At 69.1% G+C, this 16,248-nt stretch carries 19 protein-coding genes and 1 tRNA gene; 10 read left to right on the top strand and 10 right to left on the bottom strand.

The features are described 5' to 3' along the window. Positions 1-9 precede the first annotated feature (9 nt). The 4 genes from ACTIFV_RS08970 to ACTIFV_RS08955 are packed head-to-tail and all read right to left on the bottom strand — an operon-like array spanning position 10 to position 3,564. Complete coding sequence (locus ACTIFV_RS08970) at positions 10-885, bottom strand: branched-chain amino acid ABC transporter permease (protein ID WP_439592445.1); 876 nt, start codon at positions 883-885, stop codon at positions 10-12. Further along, positions 882-1,592: an ABC transporter ATP-binding protein gene (locus ACTIFV_RS08965; RefSeq protein WP_439592444.1), complete on the bottom strand. Its 711-nt coding sequence runs from the start codon at positions 1,590-1,592 to the stop codon at positions 882-884. Before ACTIFV_RS08965 ends, ACTIFV_RS08970 begins: the two co-directional genes overlap by 4 nt. After that, positions 1,589-2,359: an ABC transporter ATP-binding protein gene (locus ACTIFV_RS08960; protein WP_439592443.1), complete on the bottom strand. Its 771-nt coding sequence runs from the start codon at positions 2,357-2,359 to the stop codon at positions 1,589-1,591. Before ACTIFV_RS08960 ends, ACTIFV_RS08965 begins: the two co-directional genes overlap by 4 nt. A gap of 2 nt (positions 2,360-2,361) precedes the next feature. Continuing rightward, entirely contained in the window at positions 2,362-3,564 is a 1,203-nt protein-coding gene (locus ACTIFV_RS08955) for a substrate-binding domain-containing protein (RefSeq protein ID WP_439592442.1), read from the bottom strand. A 194-nt stretch (positions 3,565-3,758) separates the two neighbouring features. On the opposite strand from ACTIFV_RS08955, the gene ACTIFV_RS08950 reads away from it, so the two are divergent. Together ACTIFV_RS08950 and ACTIFV_RS08945 are read left to right on the top strand one after the other, a co-directional pair. Continuing rightward, entirely contained in the window at positions 3,759-4,190 is a 432-nt protein-coding gene (locus ACTIFV_RS08950; protein ID WP_439592441.1) for a MarR family winged helix-turn-helix transcriptional regulator, read from the top strand. Continuing rightward, positions 4,187-5,410: an MFS transporter gene (locus ACTIFV_RS08945; protein WP_439592440.1), complete on the top strand. Its 1,224-nt coding sequence runs from the start codon at positions 4,187-4,189 to the stop codon at positions 5,408-5,410. Before ACTIFV_RS08950 ends, ACTIFV_RS08945 begins: the two co-directional genes overlap by 4 nt. A 193-nt stretch (positions 5,411-5,603) precedes the next feature. On the opposite strand, the gene ACTIFV_RS08940 is transcribed toward ACTIFV_RS08945, so the two are convergent. After that, a complete protein-coding gene (locus ACTIFV_RS08940) occupies positions 5,604-6,113 on the bottom strand; it encodes a hypothetical protein (RefSeq protein ID WP_439592439.1) in 510 nt (169 codons plus the stop codon). Positions 6,114-6,296: 183 nt separating this feature from the next. Further along, positions 6,297-6,372: transfer RNA gene (locus ACTIFV_RS08935), tRNA-Lys, on the bottom strand. A gap of 95 nt (positions 6,373-6,467) precedes the next feature. Between ACTIFV_RS08935 and ACTIFV_RS08930 the strand changes: the two genes are divergently transcribed. From ACTIFV_RS08930 to ACTIFV_RS08915, 4 genes are all read left to right on the top strand, one after another. Continuing rightward, on the top strand, positions 6,468-7,292 hold the full coding sequence (locus ACTIFV_RS08930; RefSeq protein WP_439592438.1) for an inositol monophosphatase family protein: 825 nt from the start codon (positions 6,468-6,470) through the stop codon (positions 7,290-7,292). A 33-nt stretch (positions 7,293-7,325) separates the two neighbouring features. Beyond that, on the top strand, positions 7,326-7,904 hold the full coding sequence (locus ACTIFV_RS08925; RefSeq protein WP_439592437.1) for a hypothetical protein: 579 nt from the start codon (positions 7,326-7,328) through the stop codon (positions 7,902-7,904). A 44-nt stretch (positions 7,905-7,948) separates the two neighbouring features. Then, positions 7,949-8,302 carry a nuclear transport factor 2 family protein gene (locus ACTIFV_RS08920; protein ID WP_439592436.1) on the top strand — a complete coding sequence of 118 codons (354 nt, stop codon included), beginning with the start codon at positions 7,949-7,951 and terminating at the stop codon, positions 8,300-8,302. A 218-nt stretch (positions 8,303-8,520) separates the two neighbouring features. Beyond that, positions 8,521-9,078, top strand: coding sequence for a hypothetical protein (locus tag ACTIFV_RS08915; RefSeq protein ID WP_439592435.1), 558 nt, complete (start codon positions 8,521-8,523; stop codon positions 9,076-9,078). A gap of 4 nt (positions 9,079-9,082) precedes the next feature. On the opposite strand, the gene ACTIFV_RS08910 is transcribed toward ACTIFV_RS08915, so the two are convergent. After that, positions 9,083-10,252: a Type 1 glutamine amidotransferase-like domain-containing protein gene (locus ACTIFV_RS08910; RefSeq protein ID WP_439592434.1), complete on the bottom strand. Its 1,170-nt coding sequence runs from the start codon at positions 10,250-10,252 to the stop codon at positions 9,083-9,085. Beyond that, positions 10,249-11,349, bottom strand: coding sequence for a DNA glycosylase AlkZ-like family protein (locus ACTIFV_RS08905; RefSeq protein ID WP_439592433.1), 1,101 nt, complete (start codon positions 11,347-11,349; stop codon positions 10,249-10,251). The genes ACTIFV_RS08910 and ACTIFV_RS08905 overlap by 4 nt, the downstream gene beginning before the upstream one ends. Before the next feature lie 102 nt (positions 11,350-11,451). On the opposite strand from ACTIFV_RS08905, the gene ACTIFV_RS08900 reads away from it, so the two are divergent. From ACTIFV_RS08900 to ACTIFV_RS08890, 3 genes are read left to right on the top strand one after another with little or no spacing between them, the layout of a single operon-like run. Further along, positions 11,452-12,378 carry an SDR family oxidoreductase gene (locus tag ACTIFV_RS08900; protein ID WP_439592432.1) on the top strand — a complete coding sequence of 309 codons (927 nt, stop codon included), beginning with the start codon at positions 11,452-11,454 and terminating at the stop codon, positions 12,376-12,378. Between the two features lie 54 nt (positions 12,379-12,432). Then, positions 12,433-13,281 (top strand): helix-turn-helix transcriptional regulator, encoded by an 849-nt coding sequence (locus tag ACTIFV_RS08895; protein WP_439592431.1) that lies wholly within the window; start codon positions 12,433-12,435, stop codon positions 13,279-13,281. Positions 13,282-13,291: 10 nt separating this feature from the next. After that, positions 13,292-14,617, top strand: a complete 1,326-nt coding sequence (locus ACTIFV_RS08890; RefSeq protein ID WP_439592430.1) for a flavin monoamine oxidase family protein — start codon at positions 13,292-13,294, stop codon at positions 14,615-14,617. Here the strand turns inward: ACTIFV_RS08890 and ACTIFV_RS08885 are convergent. Then, on the bottom strand, positions 14,614-14,904 hold the full coding sequence (locus ACTIFV_RS08885) for a hypothetical protein (RefSeq protein ID WP_439592429.1): 291 nt from the start codon (positions 14,902-14,904) through the stop codon (positions 14,614-14,616). The two genes, ACTIFV_RS08890 and ACTIFV_RS08885, sit on opposite strands and share 4 nt — an antisense overlap. Before the next feature lie 159 nt (positions 14,905-15,063). Between ACTIFV_RS08885 and ACTIFV_RS08880 the strand changes: the two genes are divergently transcribed. After that, positions 15,064-15,417, top strand: coding sequence for a hypothetical protein (locus ACTIFV_RS08880; RefSeq protein WP_439592428.1), 354 nt, complete (start codon positions 15,064-15,066; stop codon positions 15,415-15,417). A gap of 133 nt (positions 15,418-15,550) precedes the next feature. On the opposite strand, the gene ACTIFV_RS08875 is transcribed toward ACTIFV_RS08880, so the two are convergent. Continuing rightward, entirely contained in the window at positions 15,551-16,219 is a 669-nt protein-coding gene (locus ACTIFV_RS08875; RefSeq protein WP_439592427.1) for a hypothetical protein, read from the bottom strand. Positions 16,220-16,248: the final 29 nt, after the last annotated feature.

The raw sequence follows: 16,248 nt of genomic DNA, 5'->3' as shown, positions 1-16,248 counted from the left end.
ATGTTCACGTCACGCCGCCTTTCCGAGCAGGCCCGCAGGCCGGATGAGCAGGACGAGGGCGAGCAGGATGACGACGATGAAGTCGCCGGTGCCGCCGAGGTAGAAGTTCGCGAACTGCTGCAGCACCGCGACGAGGACGGATGCGATGGCCGCTCCCGTCAGCGAGCCGAGGCCCCCGACGACCGTGACGATGAACGCGAAGATCAGCAGGGTCTGTCCCAGATGTGCCGAGACGAACGTGGAGTAGTGCATCGCGAGCACCCCGCCGATGCCGGCCGCCGCGCCGCCGATCGCGAAGACGAGGGTGAACGAGCGCCGCACGTCGATGCCGAGCGCGGTCACCATCGACCGGTTCTCGACGCCGGCGCGGATGATCATGCCGTAGCGGGTCTTCTTGAGGAACAGCACGAGTGCGGCGAGCACCAGGACGGCCGCGATCATGAGCACCCAGTAGGTGTTCGGGATCTTCGCACCCAGCACGTCGGTCGTCTGCTTGAGCCAGGGGGGACCCGCGATGTTGATGGCATCCGTCCCCCAGATGCCCTCGAAGAGGGCGACCGCGGCGAAGGACAGACCGACCGTGACGAGCACCTGCTCGATGTGCCGTTCGTAGAGGGGGCGGATCAGCACGAGCTCGGTGAAGGTCGCGAACAGGGCTCCGACGACCGCGCCCACCAGGATCGACAGCAGGAAGGATCCCCACGACTCGGTGCCGAGCGACGAGGCGACCCACCAGCCGATGAAGGCCGACAGCGTCAGGAACGCGCCGTGCGCGAAGTTCAGCACGTGCATGAGCCCGTAGATGAGCGACAGGCCCGACGCGACCAGGAAGTAGAGGGCGCCGAGTCCGACGCCGGTGATGAGGGTCAGGATCAGGGTGCTCACGCGGCGGCCTCCGTGTGCACGCCGAGCAGGCGGCGGGTCAGTTCTTCGTCGTCGAGGATCTCGGTCGCGTCGCCGGTGTGCACGACCCGGCCGCCGCTGATGACGATCGCGCCGTGCGCGAGACGGCGCACGACTTCGAGGTTCTGCTCGACGAGCAGGATGGGGACGATCTTGGATGCCTCGGCCAGCGCGTCGGCGACCTCGGTGACGAGCTTCGGCGCGAGGCCCTTCGTCGGCTCGTCGACGAGCAGGATCCGGTTGTCGTTCATGAGCGCGCGGGCGACCGAGACCATCTGCTGCTGCCCGCCCGACAGGCTGCCGGCCATCTGGTCGCGTCGCTGCACGAGGTCGGGGAAGAGCTCGGCGACGAACTCGCGGCGGGGGTTCTTCTGCCGCTCTGCCAGAGCGAGGTTCTCGGCGACCGTGAGCTTCGCGAAGACCTCGCGGTCCTCCGGCACGTAGCCGACGCCGCGCTGCACGATCTTGTAGGTGGGGAGCCCGTCGATGCGCTCCCCCGCGAGGCGCACCTCGCCCCGGCGCTGGATGAGGCCCATCAGGCCGCGCAGGGTCGAGGTCTTGCCGACGCCGTTGCGACCGAGGACGGCCGTGATGCCGGTGGCGGGAACCTCGAACGAGACGTCTTCGACGACCTGCTGCCCCGCGATGGAGCAGCGCAGACCGCTGACGGTGAGGATCGACGACGTCATGCGGCGGTGCCCGTTCCGAGATAGGCGCTCTGCACGAGCGGGTTGTCCATGATCGCCTGCGGGGTGTCGTAGGCGATGATCGTGCCGAAGTACATGACGGCGACCTTCTCGACGAGCCCCATGAGGACGTCCATGTGGTGTTCGACCATCAGGACCGTGCAGTTCTTCTCGGCCTGCAGGGTGCGGATGTTCTCGACGAGGCCCGCGACGTCGCCCGACGCGACACCGGCCATCGGCTCGTCGAGCAGGACGATGGATGCGTCGGTGGCCATGAGCACCGCGATCTCGAGCTTGCGCTTGTCGCCGTGCGAGATGTCGCCCGCCGCGGTGTCGGCCTTGTGATCGAGACCGACGGCGTGCAGCTGCCGCAGGGCGAGCTCGGTCGCGGCATCCGTCCGCTTCGGGAAGCGGAACAGGGACGCCGAGCCGCCGAGGCCGACCTGCGCGGCGAGCCGCACGTTCTCGAGGACGCTCAGTCGGGGGAAGAGCGACGAAGTCTGGAAGGTGCGCCCCAGTCCCGCCCGCGCACGGGCGGTCACCGATGCCGACGTGACGTCGGCGCCGTCCATCAGGATGCGCCCCGACGTGGGCTTCATCAGCCCGGAGATCACGTTGAACAACGTGGTCTTGCCGGCGCCGTTGGGCCCGATCACGCCGACCAGCGAACCGGCGGCGATGTCGAGGCCGACATCCTTGAGGATCGTCGCTCCGCCGATCTGCAGGCCGAGGCCCTCGATCGACAGCGCGGACGGGACGGGGGTGCTCACGACTACTTCGCCTCTGCCGGCGCGACGTCGTCGGCCGAGACCGTGTCGACGAGTTCGGGCACGAAGCTGCCGCCATCGGCGACGAGCTTGACCTGGTACATGTCCTGGATGAGCGCGTGGTCACCGGCGCGCACCGTCATGGTGCCCTTCGGACCCTCGAACTCGAAGCCCTCCAGCGCCGCGATCATCGCGTCGACGTCGCCCTTGCCCTCTTTCACAGCCTGGACGATCATGATGGCCGCGTTGAACCCGTCAGGGCTGAAGAGGTCGGGCGTGCCGCCGGCCTTCTCGATCGCGTCGACCATCGCCGTGTTGACGTCGTTGTCGGGCGCGCCCGGGAAGTAGTGGTTCAGGAAGCTGATCTTCTCCGACGCCTCGCCGTACGCACCGAACGTCGCCGAGTCGCCGAGACCGGTGACGACGGGGATCTCGTCCATGACTCCCTGCTGGCTCAGCGCCTGCCACATCGCGCCCGAGGTCGCACCGGCCCACGCGACGAACACGAGGTCGGGGCTGCCCGCGAGCACCTGCTGGGCGAACGGCGTGAACTCGGTCGCATCCTCGGGGACGAGCACCGAGTTGACCGTCGCACCCTGGGCGCCGAGGATCGCGGTGACCGCGGCCTCGTTGCCCGTGCCGAACGCGTTGTTCTGCGCGAGGACCGTGATCGTCTTGCCCTCGATGTCGTCGAGGAAGGTGCCGGCGGTCGCGACATCCTGCGCCGACTGGCGGCCCGAGCGGAACGTGTACTCGTTGATGCCCGTGATCGCGTCGGCCGCGGCCGGACCCGAGATGTAGAGCACCTTGTTCTGAGCCGCCTGCTCCGCGACGGCGAGCGCGACGCCCGACGAGGCGGTGCCGGCGATGATGTTGACGCCCGCGCCGACGAGTTCCTTGACGGCCGTGACGGCCTTGTCGGGGTCGCCCGCGTCGTCGCGGTACTCCACGACGATCTTCGTGCCGTCGACCTCGTCGGTGCCGTCGGTGGCGTACTCGAGGCCCGCCTTGAACGCGTCGAGGTACTGCTTGCCGTAGCCGGCGAGCGGACCCGTCTCGCTCGTGACGATGCCGACCGTGATCTCGGCGGGGCCGGCCTCACCGGACTCCTCGCCACCACCGGGCGCCGTGGACGGCGCGCACGCCGTGAGGAGGAGGGCGGCCGTGGCGACCACGGATCCCAAGAGCAGCTTCTTCGTAACCCGCATGTGCGTGCCTTTCACCATTGGAAGGATCTGGTGCCCGGGGAGGGCCTACCTGAAAACCGATTCAGGTAGTGGAAATGTATGAAACGAGACCTCGATCGTCAAGTCGAGGAGCCTCGCGTCGGCGTGTCGTTACCTGTTCGCGATGATCGCCGGCGTTGCATCCCATAGTTATATATCGTTGGTATGCTTATGTCGTGACTCATCTGGAAGACATCGAGACCCTGATCACGGCATCCGCCACCCTCACCCGCATCGCCGCCCTCGAGACCGGCAACGAGACCCCTGCGGCGCAGTGGCGCACGCTCGCGCTGCTGCGCGATCACGGCGCGCTCCGCGTGGGTGCGCTCGCGACCGTCAGCCGCGTGAGCCAGCCCGGCATGACGAGGCTCCTCGGCCAGATGGCCGACGCGGGACTCGTGGAGCGCGAGCAGGATGCCGCGGACTCCCGCGTCTCGATCGTCACCGCGACATCGGCGGGGCTCGCGGCGCTCGACGAGTGGCGCGATCAGCTCACCGCGGCGCTCGCGCCGCACTTCGCCGACCTCGATGAGCGCGAGTGGGAGGCGCTCGCGATCACGGCATCCATCCTCCGACGCAAGACCGTCGTCGCCGAGGTCGTCCGATGACCGCCACGACCGGCTCTCCGTGGCGCCAGCCCGCGCAGGTGTGGGCCGTCGCCTTCGCGTGCGTCGTCGCGTTCATGGGCATCGGGCTCGTCGATCCCATCCTGCCGGCGATCGCCGACTCGCTCTCGGCATCGCCGGTGCAGACCGAACTGCTGTTCACGAGTTACCTCGTCGTGACGGGCCTCGCGATGCTGGTCACGAGCTGGATCTCCAGCCGGATCGGCGCGAAGGCCACGCTGCTCGCGGGCCTCGCCCTGATCGTCGTGTTCGCGCTGCTGTGCGCATTGAGCGGCAGCGTCGATGCGATCATCGGCTTCCGCGCGGGGTGGGGCCTCGGCAACGCCCTGTTCATCTCGACGGCCCTCGCCACGATCGTCGGCGCGGCGTCGGGCGGCAGCGGTGCGGCGATCGTGCTCTACGAGGCCGCCCTCGGCCTGGGCATCGCGGTCGGCCCGCTGCTGGGAGGCCTGCTCGGCGAGATCAGCTGGCGCGGCCCGTTCTTCGGCGTCGTCGCGCTCATGGCGATCGCGTTCGTCGCGGTGCTCGTCCTGCTGCGCGGGCCGAGCGAGAAGCGCACGCCCGTGTCGCTCTCAGCGCCGTTCCGGGCGCTGCGCGAGCCCGCCCTCGCGGTGCTGGCCGTCACGGCGCTGTTCTACAACATCGGCTTCTTCGTGCTGCTGGCGTTCTCGCCGTTCCCGCTCGGCTTCGGCGCGATGGGCATCGGCCTGACCTTCTTCGGATGGGGCCTCGCTCTCGCGGTCACGAGCGTGTGGGTCGCGCCGGTCCTCGTGCGGCGGATGCCGCGCACGACCGTCATCCTCGTTGTGCTGCCCCTGCTCGCACTCGACCTCGTCGCGGCGGCGGTGTTCGTCGCGTCTCCCGCCGCGCTCGTCGCGTGCATCATCGTGGGAGGGCTGCTGCTCGGCATCATGAACACGGTGCTGACCGAGTCGGTGATGGAGGCGACCGACCTCCCCCGTTCGGTCGCGTCGTCGGCGTACTCGGCGGTGCGCTTCCTCGGAGGTGCGGCCGCTCCCCCGCTTGCGGCGCTGCTGTGGCACCTCTATGGTCCGAGTATCCCCTACGTGTTCGCGGCGGCATCCATCGTCGTCGCCGCACTCACGATCATGATCGGACGCCGCGCGCTCGCGCGGATCGACGGACGAGAGCCGGATGCCGCGGACGAAGCGGCGGCGGTGCTCGTGGGCGACGCCGCCTGACGGCGGCTTCGCAGGTTCCCGGCCGGCCGTTTCGCCGCGTCGGGTCTATAGGGAGCGGGCCCTCCGCGCTGACGCGGGGTGGCCCGTTCTCGTTCCTCCGCTCCCCTCTCGAACGCGAGGTAAGGAGAATCACGCCAGACAAGGATGATCCGGCCCGATCCATCCTCATCTGAGCGGATTCTCCTCATCTCGCTCACGCGTCGACGGGCTGCAGGCCCACGAATCGCATGCGGGGTTCGCCGAAGAAGCAGGACTGCAGCGCGACGTCGCCGCCGAGCCCCACGAGCTCCTCGGACGTCACGCCGGACTTGGCCGTGACGCGCACATCGACGACGCGGTGGATGGATGCGGTGCCCCCGGCATCCATCACCACGATCTCGTCGCCGATCTCGAGCGGCAGCACGACATCTCCCCCGGCGTTGTTGTGGGCCGCCCAGACGGGCGGAACGCCCTCGCGGTCGTAGGCGACCATGCGGGTGAATGTTCCGTCGAAGCGGTCGAGCTCGCGCTGTCCGCCCGTGGCGCCGAGCCGCGCTTCGGGGAGCGCGACGGAGTTGACGACCTTCGCCACCGTGACCTGCACCACGCCGTACGCGCGCTCGACGACCTCGGGCGCGACGATCGTCGTCGTGCCCACGGCGAATGCGGCGGCCACGATCGCGGCGCCGACGGTCGTGAGTGCAGTACGACGTGGTTTCGACATGTGTGCTCCAGGTTCGAGGGTGGCCATTCCAGCGTGTGGGACAGCACCCGCGAGAGCGCGCGAGAGGACGCGACTTGCGTAGTCGGCACGGCAGACCTGCGGCTTTCGGGATGCCGTCTGCGTACCGCGACGGGCAGTCGTGCCGAAACGACGAAAGGCCCCGCCACGCGGAGCCTTTCGGAGTGGTGCACCCCCTGGGACTTGAACCCAGAACCCACTGATTAAGAGTCAGTTGCTCTGCCGATTGAGCTAGAGGTGCAGGCGATCCGCGCGAGGCGAACCGAGGATAAACGTTACCATCACGATCGCGTCACTCGGAAATCGAGGGCGCTCCCGGGCGGTTATCCTTGGCTGGTGACCTCCCCCTCCATCGCACCGTCGTTCGACGCGCCGTTCGAGGGGGACCTGCACGCCGACCTCGACCTCGCGCTGCGACTGGCGGATGCGGCGGACGCGGCATCCATGCCCCGCTTCGACTCCCCTGATCTCGATGTGCAGGCCAAGCCCGACGCGACGTTCGTGACGGATGCCGACCTCGCGACCGAAGAGGCGATCCGCGCGATCCTGGCCGTCGAACGACCCGCAGACAGCGTGCTCGGCGAGGAGTTCGGAACGACCGGCGACTCGAACCGCCAGTGGATCATCGACCCGATCGACGGGACGCACAACTACCTCAAGGGCATCCCGATGTGGACGACCCTCATCGCCCTCGTGATCGACGGCGTGCCGCGCGTCGGCGTCGTGAGCCAGCCCGCGATCGGGCGGCGCTGGTGGGCGGCATCCGGCGCCGGCGCCTGGACGAACACGACGAACGCCCCGAAGCGCATCAGGGTGTCCGACACCGCCGAGCTCGACAAGGCGAGCGTGAGCTTCCAGAGCATCGAACAGTGGCGGGATGCCGGTGAACTCGACGCCCTCCAGCGACTCACGAGCAGCGTCTGGCGCGACCGCGGCTACGGCGACGCCTGGCCCTACATGCTGCTCGCCGAAGGCCGACTCGAGCTCGTCGCCGAGTTCGGCGTCAAAGAGTACGACATCGCCGCTCTCGTCCCGATCGTGACCGAGGCCGGCGGCAGGTTCTCCGCCTATTCGGGCGCTGACTCGCTGTCGGAGCGCTCGTCGCTCGCGACGAACCGGGTGCTCCACCAGCCGTTCCTCGACCTGCTTCATCCGTCCTGACTCCTCTCCCCCACCTTCACGGAGCCTTCTCGAATGACTTCCCGCATCCCCCGCCTCGGCGCCGCCCTCGTGCTCGCCGCGACGGCCTTCCTCGTGACCGCGTGCAGCTCCGCAGCCCCTGAGCCGACGCCGACGACGACCACGGCATCCAGCCCGACGCCCACCGAGCCCGCGCCCGAGGCGACCGAGACCGAGGCGCCCATCGCCGAGGACGCCACGTGCGAGAACATCATCCTCGAGCAGACGGTCGCCGACTTCGCGTCGGTCGGATGGACGTCCCAGGCGAGCCGGTTCTATCTCGGCGACCTCGAGATCGCCGACGGCATTCAGTGCGTCTGGGCCGACTTCGAAGGCCCCGCCGGCGATCATCTCCAGCTTTTCGGCTGGGCCCCGGTCTCCGATGAAGATGCCGCCACCGCGCAGGAGTCCCTCATCGCACAGGGCTGGATCCGCGAAGATGCGCCCGAGGGTATCTACATCACCGAGAACCCCGACACGACGATCGCGACCGACGAGAACGGCTACGGCATGACGTACCTTTTCACGCCCGGCAACGTGAAGCTCGCCGACACGAAGCAGGGCATCCTGCTCATCGACTGGCCCAAGGGCTGACGGAAGCCGTAGACCCCGAGCCGCGCCTCGGGTAGACACGGTGCATGTCTCAGACCGAGGAATGGCTCGACGGCTACATCCGCGCGTGGACGACGAAGGATGCCGCGGACGTCCGCGCGATCTTCACCGACGACGCGCAGTACTGGTTCCGACCTGACGATCCCGACCCCGTGATCGGGATCGACGCGATCGTCGAGATGTGGGGCGAGGACGAACCTCCGAACCCGCAGTACGAGTTCGACGTGCTGATCGAGGACGCGCGCCTGGGCATCGTGAAAGGCCACGTCGACTACCCGGGGCACCAGTTCTACTCCAACCTCTGGGAGGTGCACTTCGCGGAGGATGGGCGCGCCTCGAAGTTCGTCGAGTGGTTCATGACGCCCCGCAAGGAGGAATGATCGACGCGGATGTCACATCGCGCTCTGCGATGCCACGACGTGGCGCATCCTGCGCTTCGACGGTGGGCTGGATGCCGCGCAGACCGACTGCGTGATCTTCGAGCTCCTCGAGCCGCTCCTCCAGTCGTGAGCAAGTCATCGCCTGACGCTGAGCCGTTCCTGAGGGTGTGCGGCTAGAGTTTCGCGGACCACGAATCGTGAATCTGGGGGGAAACACGTTGTCGGACATCTGGACGCGCTGGGGAGCGCTCACGAAATCACTGATCAGCACGCGAATCGCTGTCGAGCGCGAACGCGCGCTCTGGGACGACCTCGACGTCACCGAGAAGTCGCAGCTGCGCCTGAAGACCTCGGCGCGCGAGAGCGGGCTCACGCTCGTCGACCACGTCGAGGCGCTCGACGACGAGAGCACGGTGCTCACCGCGACCTTCGTGCTCTCGTACGCACTCGCTGAGGCCGCCGCGCTGAACCGCCTCGGCTACGACTTCCGCGCGGGCTACGGCGTCGAGGACTGGGGCTCGCGTCTGCTGCTGGATGCCGGGCGCAGCTGGTCGGATGTGCCCGACGGGCTGTCGGGAGCGGTCGAGGTGGCGGTCATCCGCAACCTGATCCTCCACGGCCAGACCCAGGTCGACGTGCAGAGCTGCGTGCGACTCGCGACGGCGGGATGCATCTCGTACTCCGTCGGCGATCCCGTCACCCTCGACTACGAGCAGGTCGAGATCTTCCGCCGACGCCTGCGCGATCTGCTGACAGCGGGCGGGCTCGGGGACTGACCCCTCACCGGCCGTAGCGGTCGAGTCGCGTCCACGGCCAGTCCGCATCGATCCACGCGGCGACGGCATCCGCGAGCGGCCCGTCGAGTTCGGCGCGATCGGCACTGACCCACGACTGCACCGAGACGTCGAAGTCGGGCGACGAAGACGGGTAGAGGTAGACGCAGCCGATGACGTGATCGTCGTCGGGGTCGAGCACCGTGAAGGTGAATCCCTTCTTCGCCACGAAGTCCGCCGAATGACGGACGAGGTCGACGAGGTTCTCATCGGGCGTCATCCCCTCCAGCGGCGGCCAGCCGTCGTCCGGGTAGCTCGCCGTCGAGCGGATGTGCGCGATGCTCGAGGACCACGCCGCGAGATCCGAGGCGTTGTGCTGCGGACCCAGCGGCTCGAGCCGGAAGCCGGGAGCCGCGAGCGATGTCGGGGGCTCGAAGTCCTCCGGCACGAACCGGGGCCGGCGGCTGCCGATCGTCACCTCGACGCCCGAGGTCGAGGCCGCGGCCTTCCACGCGCGCCCGACACCGCGCACGCGCGTCCGGCCGTCCGGGTGCACGACGTACGCCGTGTGCTCGTCGACGGCGACGCCGAGCGGCGTCAGCCCGGCATCCACCGCCGCGACGATGCGCGAGAGCGTGCCCCACTGCGCCGCGTGCACGTCGATGCTGCCAGGCACGAGACCGAGCCCGTCGCGCACGTCGAGATCGTCGAGCTCCTCGCCGGTGTCTTCGGGCGCGACGATGACCCCGTCGAGCAGGTACCCGCCGACGATGGCTCGGGATGCCGCGACCGCCGCGCCCGCCGAGAACCCGGCATACGGCACGCCGGCGTCGACGGCCGCGCGGATCTGCGGCGCGATGCCGATGATCGCGTCGTGGTAGGCCGGGGTCAGTCCGCCGCCGACGAAGACGCCGTGGACGCCGTCGACCGCGGCCGCGTTGAAGGACTCCCCCTCGACGATCGCCTCGACCCTGACGCTCGCGACCGGCGCGCCCGCCGCGACCAGCACCGAGCGGAACCGCTCGATGCTCGAATCGTCGTCCTCCTCGAGCACGAGCAGCAGCGCGATGACGGGTTCGGCGGGGTGCGCGGCATCCATCGCCTCTCTCACGAACGGGGCCAGCACGGCCGCGCACAGCGATTCGTCGCGCCCGCCGCCCACGAGGTGAATGCTCATGCGTTCGACGCTAGCGCGACCCCGAGTTCTTCGCCCCGCATCGTCGCGAGCCGTTCGACCTCGGCGCGGAGAAGCGCCTCGTCGATCGGTGCGAACGCGTCGACCGTGACGACGCCCTTGCGGATCTTCCAGGTGCCCGCGACGACGCCGCCCATCACAACCAGGTTCGCTCCGTTCGAGACGAGAGACCGGCGATCGGACGGCACGATCCTCGCGTCGGCGGTGCCCGGGCCGGTCACCCAGGGGTCGTACGCCGGCAGCAGCCGCACGTCGGTCGAAGGCGCCACCGATACGATCTCGTCCACATCCGCGCGAAGGGCGTACGCCGGAGCCCGGTCGACCTCGACCGTCGTGACATCATCGCCGAGATCCGCGATCCACGAATGGACCCGCTTGCGCGGCACGCCGAGCCCCTCGGTCAACCAGGCGGCGATGTTCGCATCCGTCGCAGGCGCATAGGCATGAAGGTACGCCCGCACGGCACGCCGCCCGGCGTCGTCGAGGTCGAGCGCTTCCAGCGGCGGATCGACCAGCTGGAACGTCGCCGTGCCCTCGCGATTCGGCCCGAAGGTCATGTCGCCCCACCAGTGCAGGGGCTTGTACAGGGCGTCAGCGCCTGCCCCGCAAGCCGCGCGCGCGAGATGACGGAGGGCGGGCATGCCGTCGAGCTCTGCGCTCAGCTCGGTTCTGCTCTTCGGCCCCGTGCTGAGCAGGTCTCGCACCGCCTCTCGGAACGGCTGCCAGTCGTCGAGCGCGAAGCCGCCCTGCTTCTGCCAGCGCTCCGTCTTCCAGACACCCGTCGCGGTGCGCACCGTGAGCAGGATCGCCGCGGTCTCGCGCGTGAAGACGTACTGCCCGCCGCCGAAGGCGTAGCTGCGGATGACGTCCCCGCACGCGAGAGCTGCATCGAGCGCCGCGGGGCCCGGCTCCGCGCGGCGCGCCGCGATGGTGAGCCCCGCATTGTCAGGCGGCCACGCGCGAAACGCGATCACGCGGTCGGCGACGTCGGCGACCGACACCGCGTCGGGCTGCTGGAGCCCGTGTCGACGCAGCCGCCACGCGAGCGCCCGCGCCAGGTCGATGGAAACCGTCACCATCGTGCGACTCTACGGCGCAGGCCGGACACGCCAGCCAGGGACTCGCGATCCCTGGGTAGAGGGGGCCTTCATCCGGTGCGAGCCGATGCAGACGATGGATGCATGCCCAAGAACCACGACATCACCGTTCCCGACCTGACCGGAAAGCTCGCCGTCGTCACCGGCGCGAGCGACGGCGTCGGCCTCGAGATCGCCGCGCGCCTCGCCCGCGCCGGCGCCGAGATCGTCATGCCGGTGCGCAACCGCGCCAAGGGCGAGGCCGCCGCGGCGCGGATCCGCGAGCGGACGCCGGATGCCGGCACCCAGGTCCGCCCCATGGATCTCGCGTCGCTCGCATCCGTCGCCGCGTTCGCCGACGAGCTTCTCGCCGACGCACGCCCGATCGACTACCTGATCAACAACGCGGGTGTCATGACGCCTCCCACCCGGCAGGTGAGCGCCGACGGCTTCGAGCTGCAGCTCGCGACGAACCATCTCGGCCACTTCGCGCTCGTGGGGCGCCTGCGCCCGCTGCTGCGCAACGTCACCAGTCAGGTGAGCATCGCCGCCGACCAAGGCGCGATCAACTGGAACGACCTGCAGTGGGAGAACGGCTACGACGCCATGAAGGCGTACAGCTCGTCGAAGATCGCCTTCGGCCTGTTCGCGACGGAGCTGCAGCGGCGATCGGATGCCGCGGGCTGGGGCATCCGCAGCACCCTGTCGCACCCCGGCATCACGCCGACGAACCTGCTGTCGGCGCAGCCCGGAATGGGGCGCCCCGACGACACGACGGCCGTCAAGGTGATCCGCACGCTCTCGCGCCTCGGCCTCATCGTCGGCACGCCGGAGTCCGCCGCGCTGTCGGCCGTGTACGCGGCGACCAGTGCTGACGCCGTGGGCGGGCACCTCTACGGACCGCGGGGCTTCCGCCACCTGGGCGGCCCTCCGGCCGAGCAGCCGCTCTACTCGCGATTGCGGGATGTGGATGCCGCGGCCCGGGTGCGGCGCGAGTCCGAACGCCTTACGGGGGTCACCGTCGCCGCGTGAGACAGGGATCCCCGATCCCTTGTTCCCCGCATCCCGATCTCGGAGACTCGAACCATGGACAGAGCACAGCTGGCCGACTTCCTGCGCCGTCGGCGCGAAGCGCTGCAGCCCGAGGATGTCGGTCTGCGGCGAGGGTCGCGACGCCGCACATCGGGCCTCCGGCGCGAAGAGGTCGCCGCGCTCTGCGACATGTCGGTGGACTACTACAGCCGCCTCGAGCAGAGCCGCGGCCCCCAGCCTTCGGAGCAGATGCTCGCCGCGATCGCTCGCGGACTGCGGCTGACGCTCGACGAGCGCGATCACCTGTTCCGGCTCGCGGGTCATACCGCGCCGGTGCGCGGGCTGCGCGGCGATCACGTCTCGCCCGGCACGATGCGGGTGCTCGATCGGCTCGCCGACACTCCCGCGCAGGTCATGACCGAACTCGGCGAGACCCTGGCGCAGACACCGGCCGCCAGAGCGCTCTTCGGCGACGAGACGCGCTTCGAGGGTCACATGCGCAGCGTCGGCTACCGCTGGTTCATGGACCCCTCCGCGCGGAACGTGTACCCGGCCGAGGATCACCCCGAGCACTCCCGGGCGTTCACCGCCGACATCCGTCGCGCGTACGCGAAGCACGGCGCGCGCTCTCGCGCGGGCGCCATCGTCGACGCGCTGCTCGCCGAGAGTCCCGAGTTCGTACAGCTGTGGGAGGCCCACGAGGTGGGCACGGGGCACGCGCGCGAGAAGCGCGTGCAGCACGCCGAGATCGGCATCATGGACCTGCAGTGCCAGTTCCTCGTGGATCCCGAGCAGGGCCAGACGCTCCTCGTGCTCACCGCGACGCCGGGCACGGAGAGCTACGACAAGCTGCAGCTGCTCAACGTCATCGGAACGCAACAGCTGGCGGGCGGCGAGCGCTAACGTTTCGGGCATGGAGCGTTTCGACACGATCGTCATCGGTGCGGGTGTCTCGGGCCTGACCGCTGCCCGTCTTCTCGCGAAGGAAGGCCGTCGCGTCGTCGTGCTCGAGGCGCGCGACCGAACCGGCGGCCGCGTGCACACCGACCGCACCGACGGGCGCATCACCGACTTCGGCGCATCCTGGATCCACGGCATCACCGACTCCCCCGTGTACGCGGCGGCGCGGGCCTTCGGCATGCGCACGGTCGAGTTCACCGTCGGCGGCTACCAGCCCGACAGCCGGCCGATCGCCTACTACGGTCCCGACGGCGTGCGGCTGACGGATGCCGAGGCACGGGCATCCATCGCCGACATCCACGCCGTCGACGCGACGCTCCTCGAGGTCGTCGCCGATTCGGCTCCGGATGCCTCGTACCTCGACGTCACCGACGAAGCCGTCGCGCGACAGGGGTGGGATGCCGAGCGAGCCGAGCGCGTGCGCGAGTACATGCAGCACCGCTCCGAGGAGCAGTACGGGGCCTGGATCGCCGACCTCGCCGCCCACGGGCTGGACGACGACTCGATCGACGGCGACGAAGTCGTCTTCCCCGACGGGTACGACCGCCTGCCGACGCACCTCGCCGAGGGCCTCGACGTGCGACTCGAGCACGTGGTCTCGCGGGTGGCATGGTCGGGCGACGGAGTCGTCGTGACGACCGACCGCGGGGAGTTCGCCGCGGCCGACGCCGTCGTCACGGTGCCGGTCGGCGTGCTGCAGTCGTCCGACTTCGTCATCGATCCGCCGCTGCCCGAGCCGAACGCCTCGGCATTGGGCCGGCTGACGATGAACGCCTTCGAGAAGGTGTTCCTGCGGTTCGACGAGAAGTTCTGGGATGACGGGGTCTACGCGATCCGCCAGCAGGGCCCCGAGGGCGTGTGGTGGCATTCGTGGTACGACCTCACGGCGCTGCACGGCACGCCGACGCTGCTCACCTTCGCCGCCGGTCCGGCCGCGATCGCAACACGCTCGTGGGCGCCGGATCGCGTCGTCGATTCGGTGCTGACGCAGCTGCGCCGGCTGTACCGAGACGCCGTGCCGCAGCCCACGCACGTCGACATCACGCACTGGCAGGACGACCCGTTCTCGCACGGCTCGTACGCGTACATGACAGTCGGGTCGACGACCGATGACCACGAGGTCATCGCGACACCGGTCGGCGACGTGCTGCACCTCGCGGGCGAGGCGACGTGGACGGACGACCCTGCCACCGTCACCGCGGCCCTGCTCTCGGGCCACCGCGCGGCGGAGCGGGTTCTCGGTCGCTCGGTCGCGGTCGAGAGGCTCTGGTCGGACTAGCGCCTGCCCCTGCCCTTGCTCTTGCGCTCGAGCTCCTTCGAGATGGCCCCGCCCGACATGACGCCACCGGCACTCGTCGCGGACATGACCGAGGCCACCGACACCCACGACATGATCGCGAGCAGCGACACGGCCGAGCCGATCCCGAGGATCGAGCCGAAGGAGCCGATCGATCCGATCGAGCACGCCGAGCCGACGCTGCCGATCGACAGGACGGAGTTCTTCGACGCGATCGAGAGGACGGATCCGCTCGACCAGAGCGAGAGCACGGACTTCTCGTTCTTCATGGCACTCCCCTCGTTCGCGTCCGAGGCTACTCGCGGGTGCGGTCGCGGCGGAAGCCACGTGCAGGTCGCGGTGGATGCTCGATCTGAGCTCAGCCTGAGCGCTATCGTGGGCACGTCCGAACCCCGCAGTTCATCCCGCACACGAATCAGGGAGTCCTGATGGCCACTTCACGACCTTTCGGTGTCACCCTCGTCGCGATCATCGCGTGGATCACCGGCGCACTGCAGATCATCACCGGCATCTTCTCCCTCTTCGGAGCCAACTTCGCCCTCGGGATCATCGCGATCGTGGTCGGTGTCATCACGATTCTGGTGAGCCTGGGCCTCTTCGGCGGTAGCAACGGCGCTCGACTCATCGTGACGATCGTCTTCCTGCTGAACATCGCGGGCTCGATCTACCTGCTGGTGACGCAGCCGGGTCAGGCCTGGAGCGCGGTCGGCAGCATCATCCTGCCGCTCATCGGCCTGATCCTGCTCTACACGTCCCGCGCGAACGCCTTCTTCAAGAGCTGAGCCACCGGCGTCTCGACGCGCGGAGTCAACGCCGTCGATGCTCGACGCCCACGCGGTCGTGAGTGCCCTGCGCGATGGCGAGGGCACTCACGAGCGCCGCAGCGCCGGTCTTCGAGCCGAGAGGGTCGGCGCGTCAGATGCTGAACCCCGGATGCGTCGCGAATGCGCCGTCGATAACGACGTTGGCCCGCTGGCGAGCGGCCTGGCGGAGGGCGCTCGTCGTGCGCGCACCCTGGGCGTAGTACCACCAGAGGTAGAGGGCGCCGTACATCCACGCGCCGTTGTAGTCCCACGTCGAGTCGGCGCCGTCCTTGCCTTCGCCGAACGTCGAGCCGGCCGGGAACTTCGCGTTGTGCGACTTGGCCGAGTGCCGCGACTCGTGCAGCAGCGTCTCGGCCCGCCCGGGCACGTGCTTCGAGTAGAAGAAACCGAGATAGAGCTCGACCGTTCCCCCTGAGAAGCTCGCGATCTTCGAGCCGTCGCCGCACTTCGAGCGCAGGTCGTCGATGTGCTCGCGCACGTAGCGACGCGCCCAGTTCAGGCACGCGCCCGAGTACGAGTCGTTCTGGTAGTCGGATGCCGAGTACGTCAGCGCGTAGCATCCGTTGAACGCCCGGGCGAGCGGCTGATCGGTGTTGCAGGGGTCATCCCATCCGAAGCCGTCGTCCCAGTAGTTCTTGTTGCCCGAGAATCCGTAGGTGCCCCAGAAGTAGTCGATGTACACCTGATTGCAGATGGATGCTCCGTAGAAGCTGTCGCCCGACGCGTTCTTGTCGGGGACCGTGTACGTGCAGTGGACCATGATGTTCTCCAGATCGTCAGATGCGAGTG

It is taken from the genome of Microbacterium sp., from assembly GCF_051860965.1.
Taxonomy (GTDB): domain Bacteria; phylum Actinomycetota; class Actinomycetes; order Actinomycetales; family Microbacteriaceae; genus Microbacterium.
The sequence above is the reverse complement of the archived record's forward strand: the minus strand, read 5'-3'. Positions and strand labels throughout refer to the sequence as shown.

What these genes read in the sequence shown, in the direction of transcription:
- ACTIFV_RS08955 (WP_439592442.1), bottom strand. Translation starts at nt 3,564, where the DNA reads ATGCGGGTTACGAAGAAGCTGCTCTTGGGATCCGTGGTCGCCACGGCC.
- ACTIFV_RS08885 (WP_439592429.1), bottom strand. Translation starts at nt 14,904, where the DNA reads ATGAAGAACGAGAAGTCCGTGCTCTCGCTCTGGTCGAGCGGATCCGTC.
- ACTIFV_RS08945 (WP_439592440.1), top strand. Translation starts at nt 4,187, where the DNA reads ATGACCGCCACGACCGGCTCTCCGTGGCGCCAGCCCGCGCAGGTGTGG.
- ACTIFV_RS08965 (WP_439592444.1), bottom strand. Translation starts at nt 1,592, where the DNA reads ATGACGTCGTCGATCCTCACCGTCAGCGGTCTGCGCTGCTCCATCGCG.
- ACTIFV_RS08875 (WP_439592427.1), bottom strand. Translation starts at nt 16,219, where the DNA reads ATGGTCCACTGCACGTACACGGTCCCCGACAAGAACGCGTCGGGCGAC.
- ACTIFV_RS08895 (WP_439592431.1), top strand. Translation starts at nt 12,433, where the DNA reads ATGGACAGAGCACAGCTGGCCGACTTCCTGCGCCGTCGGCGCGAAGCG.
- ACTIFV_RS08890 (WP_439592430.1), top strand. Translation starts at nt 13,292, where the DNA reads ATGGAGCGTTTCGACACGATCGTCATCGGTGCGGGTGTCTCGGGCCTG.
- ACTIFV_RS08925 (WP_439592437.1), top strand. Translation starts at nt 7,326, where the DNA reads ATGACTTCCCGCATCCCCCGCCTCGGCGCCGCCCTCGTGCTCGCCGCG.
- ACTIFV_RS08900 (WP_439592432.1), top strand. Translation starts at nt 11,452, where the DNA reads ATGCCCAAGAACCACGACATCACCGTTCCCGACCTGACCGGAAAGCTC.
- ACTIFV_RS08940 (WP_439592439.1), bottom strand. Translation starts at nt 6,113, where the DNA reads ATGTCGAAACCACGTCGTACTGCACTCACGACCGTCGGCGCCGCGATC.
- ACTIFV_RS08905 (WP_439592433.1), bottom strand. Translation starts at nt 11,349, where the DNA reads ATGGTGACGGTTTCCATCGACCTGGCGCGGGCGCTCGCGTGGCGGCTG.
- ACTIFV_RS08880 (WP_439592428.1), top strand. Translation starts at nt 15,064, where the DNA reads ATGGCCACTTCACGACCTTTCGGTGTCACCCTCGTCGCGATCATCGCG.
- ACTIFV_RS08910 (WP_439592434.1), bottom strand. Translation starts at nt 10,252, where the DNA reads ATGAGCATTCACCTCGTGGGCGGCGGGCGCGACGAATCGCTGTGCGCG.
- ACTIFV_RS08920 (WP_439592436.1), top strand. Translation starts at nt 7,949, where the DNA reads ATGTCTCAGACCGAGGAATGGCTCGACGGCTACATCCGCGCGTGGACG.